Origin of the sequence: Pseudomonas sp. JV449 (assembly GCF_032424295.1) — a bacterium.
GTDB classification, from domain to species: Bacteria; Pseudomonadota; Gammaproteobacteria; order Pseudomonadales; family Pseudomonadaceae; genus Aquipseudomonas; species Aquipseudomonas marginalis.
The window spans coordinates 94,091-112,832 of sequence record NZ_VYKD01000016.1; the positions used below are offsets into that span (position 1 = coordinate 94,091).

The window sequence follows — 18,742 nt, forward strand, 5'->3', positions numbered from 1 at the left end:
GCTCACTTAGGGAATGCGGTAAATGGCCGAGTTGGATTGTTTATATCAAATCTGACCTCCGCTCTGTCCATATTTTCAATGTACTTAGGATCGTTTGCGTCCCGCCGGTTAGGTTTGTAGCCTCGTCCAGCTCCGGGTAGCTCGACGATAACCACTGGGTTACCCGCTCCATCAAGACCTGTAGGAGATGGTGAATTGCTTTGCATCCTACCCATGGCTTTGTTTAGAGCGTGAAGCTGCATTCTCCAGGTTTTAAATTGGGAGCTGGAACTGATAGTTTCCCTCTCCCCTGTGGTTGGATTCGTTCCATCAATAGATCGTTGCCTTAAAGCGTTGTCTGGTATCTCTGGGCCATGCTTTTCAACCGAGTGCATATCGTATTCCTGCTCCCAACCCAGTACTTTTTGTTTTGCATTTACCTCTGTCAGTTCATCTATTCTCGCCTGTCGCTGAGTGCTCGGCAGTTGAGGTAGAGCGGGCGCGCCTTCATTAACGCTAGGCTTCGGAAAAATAGGAGCAGCGTTAGGCTTGCATTCGTCACCAGGGCAGGTGCTTAAGCCCAGCGGATCAATCCACCCCGTAGGATTGGGCACGTACTGGTACGCGTTGATCCCACCCGCCAACTTCACCGGATCTGGCGTCAGGTAACATCCAACATCCGGATTGTAGTAGCGATGGCGGTTGTAGTGCAGCCCGCTTTCCTGATCGAAGTACTGACCCTGAAAACGTAGCGGGTTGTCGATTGTGCCTTTGTCGAGTCGGCTGATCTGGCCGTAGGCGCGGTAATGCGCGGACCAGACGATTTCGCCGCCGGGGTCGGTGAGTTCCTGCGGTGTGCCGAGATGGTCGAGTTGGTAGTGGTACGGCTTCGTTTCTTCTGGGCCGAAACCTTCCAACAGGGCCAGTGGACGAAAGCTGTCGGGTTCATAGAGATAGCTGCGATGGCTATCCGCATGGTGCTCGGCAATCAGCCTGTCGCCTTGCCAGAAAAACTCCGTCGTTAGGCCGTCCACGGTTTTGCTGATGCGCCGCCCAAACGGGTCGTAGCGGTAGCTGGCGGTTTGGCCGTTGGGTTGGGTGATGCCTATCAGCCGATGCTGGCAGTCGTAACGGTATTCGGTAACGAGTTGATGGCCTTTGCCACGCCGCTCGCGGATGAGGTTGCCGAAGGCGTCATAGTCGTAGTGGCGGTCGCCCTGGATCATCAGGCGGTTGCCGGCGACGATGTCGGGGCCGGGGCGGTCTTGCATCAGCAGGTTGCCGGCGCGGGTGTGGCCGAAGCGTTCCTGCAGGTCTTGGGAGTGGTCGGCGCGGGTGAGGCGGCCTAGTGGGTCGTAGTGGTAGCGGTGTTCGCCTTTGCGGGTGTCGAGCAGTCGGGTGAGGTTGCCGGATTTGTCATAGTCGTATTGGCGTTGGTAGAGATGGTCTTGTTGCTGGGTGATCGCGTGGGCGTGCAGGCGGTGCTGGTCGTCGTAGTGGTAGTGGCTGAGGAGTTGGCCTTGTTGGCGCTGATGTTCCTGGCCGGCCTTGAACAGATGAGACGTCAGCAGCGCGCCGTTTAATTCGACGGTGGCGAGGTGGCCGCCTTTGCTGTGGTTGAACACCAGGCGGTTGTTGTCCGGCAGGCGCAGGTGTTGAAGCTCGCCGCAGGCGTCGTAGCCGTAGCGCAAGGTGCCCCAGCCTTGGTGTTCGGCGGTGAGGCGGCTTTGTTGGTCGTATTCGTAGGCCAACGCCCAGTGGCCGTCATCGACGCTGAGGAGGTTGCCCTGGCGGTCGTAGGCATATTCAACAAGGCTACCGTCGGGCAGGGTTTTTCTGACGAGGCGTCCGGCGTGGTCTCGCTCGTAACGGGTAACGAGCTGACTGCCATCGTCACCGTGTTCGGTCTTTTCCTGCAGGTTGCCGTTGAGGTCGTAGACGTAGGCCGTACGCTGCCCATCAAACCTGGTTTCCTGCTGGATCAGTCCGTTGGGATGATAAGCAAGTCGGTAGGTCTCGCCGACTTCGTTTTCGATCTCGGTCAGCAATAACCGCACGTTGTCGTAGCGGTAGTTGACCTGAGTGCCATCAGCGTTGATGCGCCGACTGATCAGGTGCAACCCGTCGGCGTATTCGTAGCGGGTGACGTGGCCCAGTTCGTCGCGTTCGGCGGTGATTTTTCCGTAGGGGTTGTAGCTGTATTCCCGACACGCCCCACCGGGCAGCACCACGCGAACCAAGCGACCCACGCTGTCCCACTGATACTGGGTCAGCGCGCCATGCTCATCCTCGCGCGCCACCTGACGGCCAAGATCGTCATAGCGATACCGCTTGATCCCGCCATTGGGCAGCTGCTCCTCAATCAGTTGCCCCCGCTCATTCCACACCAGCCGCTGACAACTGTGATCCGGGTACCAAACCCCAACCAGTTGCCCGTATTTGTCGTAGCTGTAGTCGGTGACATGACCATCGGGATCGATCTTGCGGATGACATCGCCCTGGTCGTTACGCTCGTACTTCCAGACCGCCAGACCCCGCCTTACAACCCGTACGAAGCCATTGTCATGCTCGTAGGTTGTTGGCTCATCATCCCCCGGAAACAACGCCACCAAACGTCCGGCTTCGTCATACTGATACGCCGTCACCGCCCCCAGCGGATCCTGCTCAACCGTCAGCCGGCCTTTAGCGTCGTAGGATTTGAAATGCTGGGCACCGTCCGGATCAATCCGCTGTACCAGCCGCGCCCGGTCGTCATGGACATACACTTCCTGACTGCCATCGGCGTTGTGCAGCGTGACACGGCCGTCGTCCCCCCAGACATACCGCGTATCCATCTGGGAAAAACTGGCCCAATGCCGCACACATCGCGCAGCCTTGCCCGGCCGTTCCCATTCCCAAAAGAAACTCGCCCCACCGGCCAGTCCACGTTCAAGAATCACGTGCTGATCGTCGTAGCGATAAACCTCGCTTTCACCTACCGCATTGGTCGCCGAGACCAGTCGGCCAGCATCGTCATAGGCGTAGGAAACAATGCTCTGCTCAGTAATCCAGACATACGGACCACGGTCTTCGGCCCGCTGCACCTGGTAGTCCACCGCGACGATGCGGCCCGACGCATAGCGCAGGAACAGCGCACACCCCGCACCGTTATCCAGCCGCTCGATACGCCCCAGAAAATCCCGAGAAATCCGCAGCCAGTTGTCGTACGCATCACTGATCGAGACCAGCACACCGTCGCGAAAGTGATAAAACCGTGATGCCTGGGCCAGCACTAATTCATCTGGCGATGCGCCCAAATAGATCGCTGCTTCGGCCAAGCTGTTGGTGATTGCAGGCCGAGCAACGGTCGGCATCGGAAACGAAGTACTGCGATTCTCATGGTCCGTCCACACCACCGAATCGCCCGACACCGCAAGCCGATGCGCCAGCGAATGACTCCAGCCAAACCCCAACCCGACATCCACTTCCACCGCACTGGTGCGGTACAACCGTGTCCACTCGAACGGCAAGATTCCATCCAACGTGCCGTCGGTGAGGGTGATCAATTCCTCCCCGGTAACCATCGACACGGGGCAGCCGTTGGTGACGGTCTTATCCGAAGGGGCCGTCGCATCCCCGTTCGGGTTCTTCCCTGAAACGGGCACATCATCGACAGGCTCCTGCCTGACCAACACCGTCTGCTGAGTCTTCCTGCGAACCGCCGGCACCGGGTTCGAAACCACATGCTCCCCCGCCTTCAACGGCGCAACCGGTACAGTCTTGATCGACGTCGCAGGGCCACCCAGCAGAACCGGTTTGGCGAGCTCGACATGCTCATCCATGGGCGATTTTCCGAACTGCCCAGCCATGCGTTCCAACCATCGGCGCGCACGTTGAGACTTGATGCCGCCCAGCACGTTGGTACTTATTCGAACCGCCATCCCCATCCCGGCAGTGGCGAGACACAGCAACAAGTTGATCAATACGTCGGCGCTGATTTCCCCGAGCAACTCGTTCATATAGGGCGGTGGCAACAGACGCATCCAGCTGACCATTGCCGACAGATAGATGAACAGCAGCGGCTCGTCGCTGAGCACCAACAAGCCCTTGGCGAGGGCGTCGGCGCCGAGGCTCAGCAGCTTTTCAAGTTCGTCCGCTGACAGGTAGTGCAACAGTTGTTCGGCATAAGCCAGCGGGTCGCCAAGCCACTGAAACAGCTGCTTGACAGTGTCCCAGAGTGAATAAAGCGCTTCGCCGAAGCCGCGGGCATAGGCTTGATGCAGGGCGAGGTAGCGCTTGGGGAAGCTGGCTTCGGAGTAACCCTTCCACAACGGTTCGAAGGTGGTCTCCCATTCACTGCGCAACCAACTGTCCAGCGGGGCGATAACCGACTGATAAGAGGCATACAGCGCCTTGAAATGGTCTTTGGAGACGTTGGGGTAGAAGCTGACCCGGTACTGCTGGTTGCGATCACACTCGGTGATTTCGAGGATGCCGCTGGGGCCGATGGTCTTGTGGATCGGCTCGCCCAGGGGGCCGCCCTCTGGATCGATGCGTTGCACCATCACGGGCGTATTGCCAATGGGCACGAACCGAGCGCTCTGGAACATATGCACCAGGGTCAACGTGCCGTTTGCCTGGCACATTGCGGTCGTGCTGCTGGGAAGGATGGCGCGGTTGATCGGCGCGATGAGCGCCACTTCATCCCCGACCTTGAAGACCTGTTCGATATCCAGGGCCGAAAAGCTAAAGAAGCTTTCCGCCCAGGTCTCGTAGGTATTGAGGCAGCGCCCGAAGTCGCTGAGAACGGATTCGACGTCCCGCGTCTTTGAATCCATGGCGGCCAGCACCAGGTAGCCAATGGCTTGGCGGGTCACCTCGATCATGAAACAGCCCCTTCAACCGGGGCTTTAACGAAAACCACCATCTGCAATCCCTCGCACTGTGTATTCAGGCGAGGGACTTTGCAGCGGTTTTCAGGGCAGGGGAGTAGCGCTTATCCGGCGCTTACGTGGGGCGTTTCGACAATTTTTGTCTTCTCCCGCCCCAGCACCAGGCTGCACAGCGCCGGCAGAAACAACAGCGTCAACACCGTGCCCACCACCACCCCGCCAATCAGCACGAATGCCAGGGACGACCAGAACACCGACAACGTCAGCGGAATAAACGCCAGCGCCGCCGCCAGCGCGGTCAATATCACCGGCCGCGCGCGCCGCACCGTGGCCTCGACAATCGCCGCGTGGATCGCCATGCCATGCTCCTGGTTCTGGCGGATCTGGTCGGTAAAGATCAACGTGTTGCGCATCAGGATCCCGCCGATCCCGATCAAGCCCAGGATCGCGTTGAACCCGAACGGCTGGTTGAACAGCAGCAAGGTCGGCACCGCGCCAATCAAGCCCAGCGGCGCGGTGGCGAAGACCATGAACATCACGCCGAAGGAACGCACCTGGAACATGATCACCGTGAGGGTCAGCAGGATCATGATCGGGAACAGCGCCGCCAGCGCAACGTTGGCCTTGGCGCTTTCTTCCACCGGGCCGCCGATGTCGATCCGGTAACCGGCCGGCAGCCGGGCGATCAGCGGTTGCAGGTCTTTGTACACGGCCATTTCCACGTCGGGCGGTTGCACGCCGTCGATGATGTCGGCACGCACTTCCACGGTGCTCGCGCGGTTGCGGCGCTTGAGGATCGGCTCTTCCATCACCGCCTGGAACTGCCCGACCTGGGCCAGGGGCACCGACGTGCCGGCGCTGTTGGTCAGGGTCATGTTGTTGAGGTTGCCGAGGTTCTCGCGCTGGTTGCCCTGGGCGCGGGCGACCACGGACACGGTGCGGTTGCCCTCACGCACTTCGGTGATCGGGTTGCCGCTGAGCAAGGCGTTGAGCTGGGATTTGACCTCGTTGGGGGTAAAACCGAGCAGGCGCAGGCGGTCTTGATCCAGCACCAGGCGATAACCGCTGGTGCGCTCGCCCCAATCGAGAAAGGCGTCCTTGGTCAGCGCGTTGGCGGCAACGACCTTGCGCACGTCCTCGGACACGCCGCGCAGCACCTCCACATTGGGGCCGGACACGCGGAACACCACGGGGAAGGGCACCGGCGGGCCGAACAGCAACTGGGTGACCCGCACCCGCGCCGCCGGAAACTCACCGGCCGCAATTCGCTCACGCATGCGCAGCTTCAAGGCGTCACGGGCGTGAGAGTCCGGCGTCTGCACGATCAGCTTGGCAAACGCCGGGTCCGGCATTTCGGGGTTCAGCGACAGGAAGAAACGCGGTGCACCACCGCCCACATAGGTGTCGACCATGCTGGCCTGCGGCTCTTGCAGCAGCGCCTTTTCCAACTGCGCCGCCACCGCCTCGGTGCTCTTGAAGGCACTGCCGGGCGGCATATACACCTCAAGAATCAGCTCGGAACGGTCGGAGTTGGGGAAGAACTGTTTCTTCACCACGGCCATGCCCAGTACGCACAGTACAAAGGCAGCGATCACCAACCCGGTCACCAGCCAACGCCTGCGTACGCAGGCTTCGACCAAATCACGCAGTTTCTGGTAATAGCGCCCGGCGTAAATCGCGTCGTGGCCACCGGGCACCGGTTTGATCTGCGGCAGCAACTTCACACCCAGGTACGGCGTGAACACCACCGCCACCAGCCAGGACGAGATCAGCGCAAAGCCGACGATCCAGAAGATATTGCCGGCGTATTCCCCCGCACCGGACCGTGCAAATCCCACCGGCAGAAAGCCGATGATCGTCACCAACGTACCGGTGAGCATCGGGGCCGCCGTGGAGCTCCAGGCGAAGGTGGCTGCATGAACCCGGTCAAAACCTTCCTCCAGTTTTACCACCATCATTTCAATGGCGATGATGGCGTCATCCACCAGCAGGCCCAGGGAAATGATCAGTGCACCCAGGGTAATGCGGTCGAACTCACGCCCGGTGAGCAGCATGATCACAAACACCACCGACAAGGTCAGCGGCACCGCAGCCGCCACCACCAGGCCGACGCGAAAGCCCAGGGCCAGCAGGCTGATGAGCATCACCACCGCCAGGGCAACGAAGAATTTGAGCATGAATTCATTCACCGCCAGGCTGATGTTTTTCGCCTGGTCGGAGACTTTGGCGAAGTTCACGCCCAACGGCAGGTCCGCCTGGATCCGGGCTTCCTCGGCCTTGAGGCTTTTGTCCAGCTCCAGACCGTTCCAGTGTTTTTCCATGATCACGCCGAGCATCAGCGCCGGGTCGCCCTGGTGGCGGATGCGATAGCTGGGCGGGTCTTCATAACCGCGGCTGACGCTGGCTACATCGGCAATGCGCAGCACGCGACCGTTGACTTCCAGGGGCACGTTTTCGATCAGCGCCAGGCTATCGAAGGCACCGTCGATACGGATATAGGCGCGCGCGCCTGCGGTTTCGACAAAACCTGACGGGGCCACGGCGTTCTGCGCGGCGAGGGCAGCGAAGATCTGCTCCGGCTTGATCCCCAGGGTCGCCAGGCGCTCATAGGAGAACTCGACAAAAATCCGCTGGGCCTGCTCGCCGAGGATATTGACCTTCTTCACCCCCGGCAGGTTGAGCAGGCCCTGGCGCAAGGCCTCGGCCATCTGCACCTGTTGCCGATGGGGCAAGTGCTCGGCCTCCAGGGCGTACAGGGCGAAGTACACATCGGAATATTCATCGTTGAAGAACGGCCCGATCACCCCGTTGGGCAGCCTCGCGGCTTCATCGCTGAGTTTTTTGCGCGTCTGGTAGAACAGCTCCTGGATTTCGCTGGGGCGCGTGGACTCCTTGTAGGTCATGCGCATCGACACAAAGCCTGGCTGGGCGATGGTCTCGACGCGGTCGTAGTAGTCCAGTTCCTGCAGGCGCTTCTCCAGGCGGTCGGCCACCTGCTCCTGCATCTCCTGGGCAGTGGCGCCGGGCCAGGCGGCGGTAATGGTCATGACCTTGACGGTAAACGAGGGGTCTTCGGCGCGTCCCAGTTTGCCGAACGAGAAGATCCCGGCGGCGAGGATCGCAATGATCAAAAACAGCGTGACTGCGCGGTGCTTGACCGCCAGTTCCGAGAGGTTGATGCCGCGCATGCTCATTGGTCCTGTTTGCGGTTGAGGGCCAGCACCTGGGCGGGCAACAGGCGCACCGCGTCGCCACCGTGCAACAGGTGCGCACCGAGGGCGACGACGACCTGGCCGGGGTTCACGCCGCTGTTGAGCAGGGCGTCTTCCTGGCCGAGGCTGGCGACCTTGACGGCGGCGAAGCTGACCTTGTCATCCGCGCCGATCAACCACACACCGGTGCCTTGCCCTGCATCGTGCAAGGCGCCGATCGGTACGCGGGTTTGTTGTGCCTGGCCGTCGCCTTGCAGGCGCACGGTGATGGTCGAGCCGAGGGCGAAGCGCTCGACGTTACCGTGCAGCACATAACGGGCGCGGTAGGTGCGGGTGGTGGGATCGGCGCTGGCCGACAGTTCGCGCAAGGTCGCCGTCACCGCCTGGTCCGGGGCGCCGAAGGGGAAGGCCAGGGCTTTTTGCGCGGCCTGGTCGCGCTGGTTTTCCGGCAGGTTGACGATGGCTTCGCGGGCACCGTCATGGGCCAGGCGCGCGACGATTTGCCCTTCGGCGACCACTTGGCCGCGGTCCACCCGCACGTCGGTGATGATGCCGTCGCCATCGGCCTTGAGCACCGAATAAGTGCGGCGGTTCTCGATCTGACTGGCGTCGGATTGCGCCGCGGCCAACTCGGCCTCGGCCACGCGCAAGTTAGTCGCCGACTGGTCGAAGATCTGTCGTGACACGGCACCGGTACTGGCCAGGCGCTGGTAGCGGTTTTCATCGTCACGGCGCTGACGCAGTTGTGCCTGGGCGGCGTTGACGCGGTTTTTCGCCGAACGCAGGGCCAGCTCGAAGTCGCCGATGTCGAGCACCAGCAGGGTGTCGCCACGGGAAACGTGCTGGCCGGGGTCGACCTTGCGTTCGATGACCTTGCCGCTGACCCGGAAGCCCAGGTCGCTTTCCGTACGCGCAGCCACCACGCCGGTATAGGCGCTTTGCTGAGTGCCGGCGGCTTCGACCTTGGCGGCGAGTACCGGACGCGGTTGCGGCGCTTGGGCGGCGGTGTCGGTCTGGCTGTTGCAGCCGCTGAGGACGATCAACACGGCCAGGGGCATGAGAAGGCGCGAGGGGAGAGGGATCATGTCGGGCTCCGGGGATTACCATTGGGCAAAAAATTATGGACATAATTTTTTACGCATATTATGGTCGAAATATAAATAAATCCAGCCTCGGATAATCCCCATGTCGAACGCCCCGGCCCCATCGCGAAGCTTGTTGTTTTTACTGGTGGCCTTGACGGCGCTGGGTGAAGTCTCGACCCAATTGATCATTCCAGGCTTGGGTCTGATCGAGCACGCCCTGTTGGCGCCACCGGGTTCGGCGCTGATGGCACTGTCGGCGTTTGTCGCCGCCTTTGGCCTGGGGCAACTGCTGTTTGGCCCGCTGTCGGACCGCATCGGCCGCCGTCCGGTGCTGATCGGCGGGCTGTTGCTGTATGTGCTGGCGACCTTGTCGATGCTGCTGGTCAATGACATCCAGCAATTTATCGCCACTCGCGTCGTGCAAGGCCTCGGCGCCTGCGCTGCGCTGGTACTGGCGCGTACCGTGGTGCGTGACGTGTGGAAGGCCGAGGCGGGGCCGGCGCTGGCGCTGACCATGATCGGCATGCTGTACGCCATCGTCGTCGCACCGATGGTCGGCGGCCTGCTGATCAAGCTGCTGGGCTGGCGTGCGCCGATCCTGCTGGCACTGGTGATTGGCAGTGGGGTGCTGCTGCTGGCGCTGCTGTTCTTTCGCGAGAGCAACCACTTCCTCGACCCCAAGGCCGGCCACTGGCGCACCCTCGGCGGGCAATACCTGGACCTGCTCAAGGGCCGCCAGTACCGCGCGTTCGCCGTGGCGCTGGCGTGTACCTATGGCGCCATGTTCGCGGTGATCGCCGGTTCCTCGGCGGTGTATATCAATCTGTTGGGCTTGAGCAGCCTGGAGTACGGCATCAATTTTGGCCTGATCGTGTCGATGCTGATCATCGGTTCCACCTACACCCGACGCAACATCCAGCGCCTGGGGCCGCAACGGATTGTGGCGATGGGCGTGACGCTGGTAGCCATGGGCGGGATTGCCGCACTGGTGATTTATGCGCTGTTTGGCCTGTCGGTGCTGGGCCTGGATATTCCCATTGCGCTGGCGACCCTCGGCGGCGGCCTGGTATTGCCCGGGTCTGTGGCCGGAGGGGTCATGCCCAACGCTCACCGTGCCGGTTTGGCGGCCGGCTTGATGGGCTTTGCGCAGATGTTCGGCGCGACCTGCAGCGGCCTGTTACTGAGCCATCTGCGTGACGGCAGTGCAACACCGATGATCGTGATCCAGGCGTGTTTTGCCGTGACGGCTTTCGCGGCCTTCCATCTGTTGCGTGAGCGCCGTACCGCAGAGGTCGCGGCGGCTTGAGCTGTCACACTTTGTCCAAGTTATTCGGGGCTGGATGATTACGATTCTCTTTTGAGTCTAATCCGAAGGTCTTCGCCCATGCTGCCTGCTTTTCGTTTCTCGCCCCTGGCCCTGCTGGTTGCCGCCAGTCTTCATGCCCACGCCGATGAGCCTGTTGCACTGGAACTCAATGATGTAGTGGTGACTGCATCCGGTTTTGCGCAAAGTGCGGAAGACGCACCGGCCTCGGTCACCGTGATCGATGGCGAGGCGCTGCGTCGCAAGTCCTACCGCGACCTCGGCGACGCGGTTAAAGATGTGGAAGGCGTGACCGTCAACGGCGGTGCGAATGAAACCGACATTTCCATCCGGGGCATGCCGGCCGACTACACCCTGATCATGGTCGACGGCAAGCGCCAGAGTGCGCGGGAATCGCGGGTCAACGGCAACAGTGGCTACGAACAGAGCTTTGTGCCACCCGCCGCGGCCATCGAGCGGATTGAAGTGGTGCGCGGGCCGATGTCGTCACTGTACGGCTCGGATGCCATCGGCGGGGTGATCAACGTGATTACGCGCAAGGTCTCACCGACCTGGGGCGGCTCCATCGGGTATGACTACTCGGCGCGTCAGCACAGCGACCAGGGTAATGCACGCCAGACCCAGTTCTACCTCAGTGGTCCGCTCAAGGAAGATTTCCTCGGTTTGCAGGTGTGGGGCCGCTACCTGGATCGCCAGGCCGATGACGACATCGAGCAGACCAATGGCTTCAGCAAGGCTGACCACCGCGACCTCACCGCGCGCCTGGCCTTCACCCCCACTATCGACCACGACATCCTGCTGGAAGCCGGCGCCACGCGCTTGAAGAATGGCGACGGCATGAGCGCCAACTGGGCCACCCGCGAACAGGAAAACAACCGCGATCACTGGTCGCTGTCCCACCAGGGCCGCTGGGGCTGGGCCACCTCGGACATTGCCTTGTCCCAGGAAACCTCCAGCCGTGAAGGCAAGGCGACACCGGCGCAGACTGACATCTACGGGCGCAAACCCGAGATCAAGAACAGCGTGTTTGACGCCAAGCTGGTGGTGCCCACCGCCCATAACGTCAGCACCGTGGGCGTGCAATGGAATAAAAGCGAGCTCACCGACTGGAACCAGGGCCTCGGTGACCGCGTCGACTATAAATTCTCGGTGGTGCAAAAAGCCCTGTTCGCGGAAAACGAGTGGTCGATGACCGACAGCTTCGCCCTGACCACCGGCCTGCGCCTGGATGAGCACGAAGAGTACGGCGCCCACCTCAGCCCGCGGGTCTACGGGGTGTGGCGCGCCACCGAGCAGTGGACGTTCAAGGGCGGTGTTGCACGTGGCTTTAAGGCCCCCGAGCTGCGTGCGGTCGTCGAGGATTACGCCTACCTGCGCCGCAACCGCTTCGTGATGTTCGGCAACCCGGACCTCAAGCCCGAGACCAGCACCAACTATGAAGTCTCGGCGCTGTGGAGCAACCGCGACAACCTGTCCGGCGGCGTGACGCTGTTCTACAACGACTTCCAGGACAAGCTTTCCACCGTCACCACCGACCGGCGCTGGAACGGCTACACCATCATGGAGCGGGTCAACGTCGACAAGGCGATCATCCAGGGCGTTGAGCTCAACGGCCAATGGGACATCAACCCCAGCGTGCTGCTCAAAGCCAACTACACCTACACTGACTCCGAGCAGAAAAGCGGCGCCAACAAAGGCGCGCCCCTGGCCCTCACCCCTGAGCAAAAAGCCAATGTGCGTACCGAGTGGACCATTAACGATCGCACCCAGGCCTGGGCTTCGCTGAGCTACTACGGCGAGGAAACCGGCAACACCATCACCACCGACGAACCGGCGCCGGGCTACACCACCGCCGACCTGGGCGGCTCCTATGACGTGAGCGATTCGTTGACCCTCAACGCCTCCCTGAACAACCTCACCGACAAGCGCCTGGACGATGAAACCTATGGCACGGTGAACTACGGCCGCACCCTGTGGATGGGCGCCACGCTCAACTTCTAGAGCGCGGTGGGCAATCGCACCACCGCGCACAGGCCGGCCGGTGGGCGATTCTCCAAGACCAGTTCACCGCCATGGGCCTGGATGCACGACCGTGCAATCGCCAGGCCCAGCCCCACGCCGCCGTCACTGACACCCCGTTGTACGAAGGGCTCGAAGACTTTGCTCAACCACGCCTCGGGTAGACCTTGGCCGTGGTCGAGAACCTCGATGCGCAGCCAGCCGTTGTCCTCGCGAACCAGGCTCAGGTCGGCATCGCCGGCATGGCGCAGGGCGTTGTCAATCAGGTTGGTCAGTGCACGTTTGAGCGCCAGCGGGCGGCAGGTCAGCAGCAAGGGCGGTGCGCCGGCCCAGGTGACGGGCTGCTGAAGGCGTTGGTAACGCTTGGCCAGGTCATCCAGCAGGTCGTTCAATGAAGTCGTAGCGGTAGGTTCCTGCACCGTGTCATCGCGCACGAAATTCAGGGTTTCACGCACCATGGCACTCAATTCCGCGAGGCTTTCGAGCATGTCATCGCGGGCTGCGCCGGGCTCCAGCAATTCCACTTGCAGGCGCAGTTCGGTGATCGGCGTATTCAAGTCATGGCTGACCGCTGCGAGCATCCGCGTGCGGCCTTCGACATGCCGTGCGAGGTTGGCCTGCATGGTGTTGAAGGCGGCAGTGAGGTCGCGGGCTTCCTGTGGGCCGGTTTCCGGCAGCGGGGCGATCCATTCACCGCGGCTGACGCGCTCGGAGGCCTTGGCCAGGGTCTTGATCGGGCGCACCACGCGGGCAATGAAAAACATCACGATCAGCAGCACCGGCAGGGTCGTCACCGGCAGGCTGTAGGCCAGGACGCGACCCCATTCATAGGCGCCGGCGGGGTATTGCACGGCATTCAGGTAGGTACCGTTGGGCAGCGGCACGCTGCTGCGCAGGCGCAACGGCGCCCAGCCGGCGGGGCTGAACACATGGGTGCGGGCGTCGGCGCCGCTGATGCGTTCCAACTGCATGCCGATGGCGGCGCTGTTATCCAGCTGTAATTGGTGGCGCAGCTCGTTGGCCAGGCGCTGTTCTTCCGGGCGTTGCGCAAACGGCGCCACCTCCGGCGTGGGGCCGATCCAGAAGCGCGTGTCGTCGGTGCTCATGCCGGCCAGCAGGTGCGCGGTTTCACTCGAGGTCAGGTCGATTGCCGTGTGATGGGCAATCCCCAGGCGTTCCAGGCTGAAACTGCGCGACAGCGGGTGGATCAGGCTGCCGGTGCGCTGCAGGAACAACATCGCAATGGCGTTCGACGCCAGCAGTGCCAGCAGCAACAACAGGCTCAACTGCCGTGCCAGGGTCCGCGGCCACAGCCGGCTCAAGGTGTGCATTCGCTGACCTCGGACGCCAATAGATAGCCGCCGCCCCAGATGGTGCGTAACAGTTCCGGGGTGGCATCGCCCTGGGCCAGCTTGCGGCGCAGGCGGCTGACTTGCCGGTCGATGGCGCGGTCGCTGACATCGCTGTCGGCGGCGGCGGTGAGGTCGATCAAGCGTTCGCGGGGCAACAGGGTGTTGGGGTGGGCGAGGAACACTTGCAACAGCCGGCTTTCGGCAGTGCTGAGCTGGATGGCCGGGCTGCCGTCGCGGCGCAAGGTGGCGCTGGTCACACTGAAGTGCCAGCCGGCAAACTCATAGGCCCGTGCGCCAGTGCCGGGCGCGGTGGGGCCGGTCGCGCGGCCCTGACGGCGCAGCACGCTGTTGATACGCGCCACCAGCTCCCGGGGCTCGAACGGCTTGGTGACGTAATCGTCGGCACCCAGGTCCAGGCCGCGTATGCGGTCGGCGGCAGTGTCGCGGGCGGTCAGCAGGATCACCGGGGTGTTGCTGCGCCGATGCAACTGGTTGCACAACTCAAAGCCATCGCCATCCGGCAGCAGCACGTCGAGCACCACCACATCGAACGCCTGGGTCTTGAGCAATTGCCACATGCCGGCCGCGTCTTCAGCGGTGCGCACCTCAAAGGTGTAACGTCGCAGGTACGTGGCCAAGGGTTCACGAATCTTGCGGTGGTCATCCACCACCAGTACGCGCGGTGCGGCAGGCGCAGGGGCAAACGGCATTGCAGCCCTCGAGGGTTGAGCGGGAGAGGGCGGATATTACTACGAGTCATTATCATTAACGCTGTTTTTGTGAGGCTGCAGTCGTAGATCGTCCTGCCGGTAGGACGATCAAGGTTATTTTTACCGTCTAGCGCCGAATTGCTGCGAGTTTTAAGGTGTATGCACTTTGGAGGACTACCATGAAAAAACTCATCGGCATCTACACCAGCCCTCGCGCCCATTGGGTCGGCGACGGCTTTCCCGTGCGTACGCTGTTTTCCTACGACTCGATGGGCAAGCACATCAGCCCATTCCTGCTCCTGGACCACGCCGGGCCGGCCGATTTCAACCCGACAGACCAGCGTCGCGGCGTCGGCCAGCACCCCCATCGCGGTTTTGAAACCGTGACCATCGTCTACGATGGCGAAGTCGAACACCGCGATTCCACCGGCGCCGGCGGCAAAATCGGCCCGGGCGATGTGCAATGGATGACCGCCGCCAAGGGCATCCTCCACGAGGAGTTCCACTCCGCCGCCTTCGCCCGCAGCGGCGGTGCGTTGGAGATGGTGCAACTGTGGGTCAACCTGCCCGCCAAGGACAAAATGGCCGACGCGGGCTACCAGACCATCGTCGACGGCGATATCCCCGTGCTGCCCCTGGCCAACGACGCCGGCCACCTGCGCCTGATCGCCGGTGAATTCGCCGGCACCCAGGGACCGGCGCGCACCTTCACGCCGATCGATGTGTGGGACCTGCGCCTCAACGCCGGCAAGCCCGTCACCCTCGACCTGCACGCCGGGCGCAACACTGCCCTGGTGATCCTGCGCGGCACGGTGCTGGTCAATGGCGAAGACGTCGCACGCCAAGGCCAACTGGCGTTGTTCGACCGCGATGGCCGCCAACTCATCCTGGAGGCCAACGACGACGCGAAGGTCCTGCTGCTCAGCGGCGAACCGATTGACGAGCCTATCGTTGGGCATGGACCGTTTGTGATGAATACCGAGCAGGAGATTCACCAGGCGTTTGCGGATTTCCAATCGGGTCGTTTCGGGCGGATGCAGGATTAAGGTCGGCCACAAGGCCAATGTGGGAGGGGCGGTGCGACGATTCGACTTGCCCCCGATGGCGGTGGATCAGGTACAGATGTTCAACCTGACACTCTGCTATCGGAGGCAAGCCTCCTCCCACTTTTTTTCGCTATACCCTGGAACGGCATTTCATGCGATCTTCCCGTCATTCGCCCTGGAGTCGCCTGGATGCCCTAATCTTTAAAGATTAGGCGACTTCAGTTAAATCGATCGACTGAAAAAGCTGATAGCGAAAAGCTTGCTTGTTGACCAATGGCCATATTAGCCAAGGCATCCCCAATAGCCGGCGCAAATTTAAATCCGTGTCCTGAGCACGCAGAAGCGAAATAGGTTGACTCAAGTGCTTTAGATTTTCCTATCAAAAAAGATTCATCGCGACTCATTGTATAGAAACAGTTTTTTGCTTGTGTCGGGATGCCTTCAAGTTTAGGGAATATGGACTCTATGATTGGGGGGATTTCCGTTATATATCTATGTTGTACGGGAACATTTTCCCAGTCGGGGAGCGAGGGACTTTGCTGCCTATTGTGAAAGCCGATTTTTACGCCGGGTTCATTACTAATTATTGAGGGAACTCCGTAGAGAAGTCCGCCATCCTGCCTCTCGTAAAGAAAAATGGGAAATTGTTCTTGAGAAAACGGAGTTTCGCAGCCTGCTTTTGGTTTGAACCAATAAATTGGTACTCGACGTGGCTCTAGGAACCTAGTGAGCTCCGGCATAAGGTTGGTAGTGATCCACGGTCCTGTTGTGACTATTACCGAGCCAGCAAAATAAATACATCCACTTTTGGTCGTTACACGCACGCCAGTGCCATCTTTTTCGAGTTTTACGACATTGTTGCCGAATTCAGTGAAAGCGCCATGTAGAACGGCATCGTTCAGCATTGCCAGTCTCGCCTCGCTGGCCGAAATTGCATATGCACCAGGCTCGTAAACAACTACCATCTCATCCTGTATGTTGAATGCTGGCAAATGCTTTCTAGCATCTGAAGCGATCCATACCTCATGCTCAATTTTTCCCTTTTTCGCGGTTTCAATGCTTCCGGACACTATACGGCTGGATTTATCTCCGATGAAAACTCCTCCCGTGCGAAAAAGCAGGTGTCTTTGAGTCACGTGCTCCAGTTCTTTCCACAGCAAATCAGCGTGATTAAGTAGTTGAAGATATTTTTCGCCCTCCCAGTACGCCCGGCGAAATATTCTCGACGCTCCATGGGAGGACCCGTGGCAATGGTTGGGGCCGGATGCGTCGATTCCTAATGATCTGGTACATTTTGATGCGACTCTCCACAAAGCAGCGGCCCCCATAATTCCAAGGCCGATAACGATAACATCATAGCTTCTGTTCATTTGTGAGGCCTGTTTTTAGAATTTTGGGTGCTTGTTGTTTTGTAAGTTATGAGGGCGATTAAAATCGCTCATTGTTATAAATGGTTATTCTAGTGGTGCGTCTGATGTTTTTTGAGTGTGTGTGAGTATTGAAACTAAAATAAGCGTGGCGGGCAGTATGAATTGTAGGAGGCCAGTTAGGGATAGCGGTATTTTTCCTGTTGAGTAAGATAGCATTAATAAAGGAACTATGGATACTCCGCCCGCGAGCCAGATTAGCTTGTTTGAGTGGGTGAAAAACTCGCTGGGATACATAACTGGAAGGCTGAATGCTAGAGTAGCTATTGTTAGGCATGCAGTTAAGAATATGGTTTCTACAAGCAGTCCGCTTACCATGTCTAAGGGGGTGAGTTTTTTGATGTAGGTGTAAAGCCCCCATGTTGTGGAAATTATAATGTAAGTCAAATGGTTTAGGTTGTTGGAGAATATGATTAGCGCGATTATAAGGCTGAATGCGATTAGTGCGGAGAGGGCTTTTTTAAAAGTGATTGATTCGTGGTAAAGTGTTATCCCTAAGGCAATAGAAAAGAAAGGAGCTAACAGATAGCCAAGGCCACTTTCTAAAAAAAGCCCGTGAATGGAGGCCCAGATGAAAGCTCCCCAATTTACTGCGATGAGTAACGAAGCAATGCAATGTAGAAGAACTAATTTTATAGTGAGTTTTTTTATGTTTCTTTTTTTACGAAACAAACCGACGAAAAGAGTGAGGATGGCAGCGGATAGTGTGATTCGATAGGCGATCAATGTTGTGGGTGAAATATCGCTGAGTCCTCTCCAGTAAAGGGATGAGATCCCCAGAAGAAAGTTTGCCAGTCCACATAAAAATATGGAAAGCGCGTGCGTTGATCTAGATGTTTTATATGCGTTCATGATCGGTTATTTCTGGTGATGAGAAAATTCGATAATTTCATATGACCAGTAAATATCGCCATTTTTACCGGTGGAGTATGTGGCTAAATCCAAAGCCTCCCACTTTTTAAACTCTAATTTTAAGTGTTCCTCTAGTGCTTTCCAGTGCGTTGAATAATGAATAAGTGGGAGCGTATGTCGCTCAATTAACTTATAGGTTAATGGAGGGGTGTTGCTATATTTTTGGTTGTACCTTTCCAAAATGTCGCGTATTCCTACCAGCGAGTTTAACCCGACAATTGCTACCCCTGTGGGGTTAAGATATTTTGGTAACTCATCAAGAAAGCGGCTTATAACCTCATCACCGTAGAACATACTACGTATGGGCAACTGGCCTGTCCGACCTAGGGTTTCCAGTCGCTGAATCAGTGATCGAGAGGGTGTTCGCCAACCAGGAGGATTAAAAACGATAGTTTGGAATCGTTGTTCCGAAAGACCATCAAATAAATCACTCACAAAAAAGGAAATGGTCGGTTGTTTGAAGTTGAGATGTTCGTTGATTTTTGCCTGTGCAATGGATTTTTCGCAGATATCTGTAGCTGTAATATCATTGCCACCGAGCTTGCGCATCAATAGCGCAAGGACTCCACTTCCTGTGCCAATATCCAAAAAGCTGCTATTGAGATTTTTTGGATTTAATGATTGTACTAGGTGATTTCCTAGTTTTATGCCTGCACGGCTCACTTTAAATACGTCAGGAGCCTGAGTCAGGCTCACGCTTTGCCCTAAGCCAAAATAAGTTTTATAGGGCTCATCAAGACATTTCTTACAGTTATTTTCAACGTGAAAATTACCTGCCGAGCCATGATCAATTAATCCCAGCATA

The 18,742-nt window shown here is 59.1% G+C and carries 11 protein-coding genes; 3 read left to right on the forward strand and 8 right to left on the reverse strand.

Annotated features, from left to right (window positions below):
• Nucleotides 1-2: 2 nt before the first annotated feature.
• The 3 genes from F6S08_RS16110 to F6S08_RS16120 form a co-directional block, all read right to left on the reverse strand.
• Entirely contained in the window at nucleotides 3-4,844 is a 4,842-nt protein-coding gene (locus tag F6S08_RS16110; RefSeq protein WP_315871884.1) for an RHS repeat-associated core domain-containing protein, read from the reverse strand.
• A gap of 110 nt (nucleotides 4,845-4,954) precedes the next feature.
• Complete coding sequence (locus F6S08_RS16115) at nucleotides 4,955-8,038, reverse strand: efflux RND transporter permease subunit (RefSeq protein ID WP_315871885.1); 3,084 nt, start codon at nucleotides 8,036-8,038, stop codon at nucleotides 4,955-4,957.
• Nucleotides 8,039-8,040: 2 nt separating this feature from the next.
• A complete protein-coding gene (locus F6S08_RS16120; protein WP_315871886.1) occupies nucleotides 8,041-9,147 on the reverse strand; it encodes an efflux RND transporter periplasmic adaptor subunit in 1,107 nt (368 codons plus the stop codon).
• A 100-nt stretch (nucleotides 9,148-9,247) separates the two neighbouring features.
• Here F6S08_RS16120 and F6S08_RS16125 point away from each other — a divergent pair, with 100 nt between their 5' ends.
• The gene (locus F6S08_RS16125; protein WP_315871887.1) at nucleotides 9,248-10,453 is read left to right on the forward strand and encodes a multidrug effflux MFS transporter; all 1,206 of its coding nucleotides are present in this window, start codon (nucleotides 9,248-9,250) and stop codon (nucleotides 10,451-10,453) included.
• Between the two features lie 78 nt (nucleotides 10,454-10,531).
• The gene (locus F6S08_RS16130) at nucleotides 10,532-12,472 is read left to right on the forward strand and encodes a TonB-dependent receptor domain-containing protein (protein WP_065927779.1); all 1,941 of its coding nucleotides are present in this window, start codon (nucleotides 10,532-10,534) and stop codon (nucleotides 12,470-12,472) included.
• Here the strand turns inward: F6S08_RS16130 and F6S08_RS16135 are convergent.
• Entirely contained in the window at nucleotides 12,469-13,788 is a 1,320-nt protein-coding gene (locus tag F6S08_RS16135; protein WP_315871917.1) for an ATP-binding protein, read from the reverse strand. The two genes, F6S08_RS16130 and F6S08_RS16135, sit on opposite strands and share 4 nt — an antisense overlap.
• 20 nt (nucleotides 13,789-13,808) lie before the next feature.
• A complete protein-coding gene (locus F6S08_RS16140; protein WP_074846535.1) occupies nucleotides 13,809-14,552 on the reverse strand; it encodes a response regulator in 744 nt (247 codons plus the stop codon).
• A 179-nt stretch (nucleotides 14,553-14,731) separates the two neighbouring features.
• Here F6S08_RS16140 and F6S08_RS16145 point away from each other — a divergent pair, with 179 nt between their 5' ends.
• Complete coding sequence (locus tag F6S08_RS16145; protein ID WP_315871888.1) at nucleotides 14,732-15,598, forward strand: pirin family protein; 867 nt, start codon at nucleotides 14,732-14,734, stop codon at nucleotides 15,596-15,598.
• Between the two features lie 218 nt (nucleotides 15,599-15,816).
• Here the strand turns inward: F6S08_RS16145 and solA are convergent, their stop codons facing one another.
• The 3 genes from solA to F6S08_RS16160 form a co-directional block, all read right to left on the reverse strand.
• A complete protein-coding gene (solA, locus tag F6S08_RS16150) occupies nucleotides 15,817-16,968 on the reverse strand; it encodes an N-methyl-L-tryptophan oxidase (RefSeq protein WP_315871889.1) in 1,152 nt (383 codons plus the stop codon).
• Between the two features lie 84 nt (nucleotides 16,969-17,052).
• Nucleotides 17,053-17,877 (reverse strand): hypothetical protein, encoded by an 825-nt coding sequence (locus tag F6S08_RS16155; RefSeq protein WP_315871890.1) that lies wholly within the window; start codon nucleotides 17,875-17,877, stop codon nucleotides 17,053-17,055.
• Between the two features lie 6 nt (nucleotides 17,878-17,883).
• Entirely contained in the window at nucleotides 17,884-18,741 is an 858-nt protein-coding gene (locus F6S08_RS16160) for a methyltransferase (protein ID WP_315871891.1), read from the reverse strand.
• Between the last annotated feature and the right edge of the window lies 1 nt (nucleotide 18,742).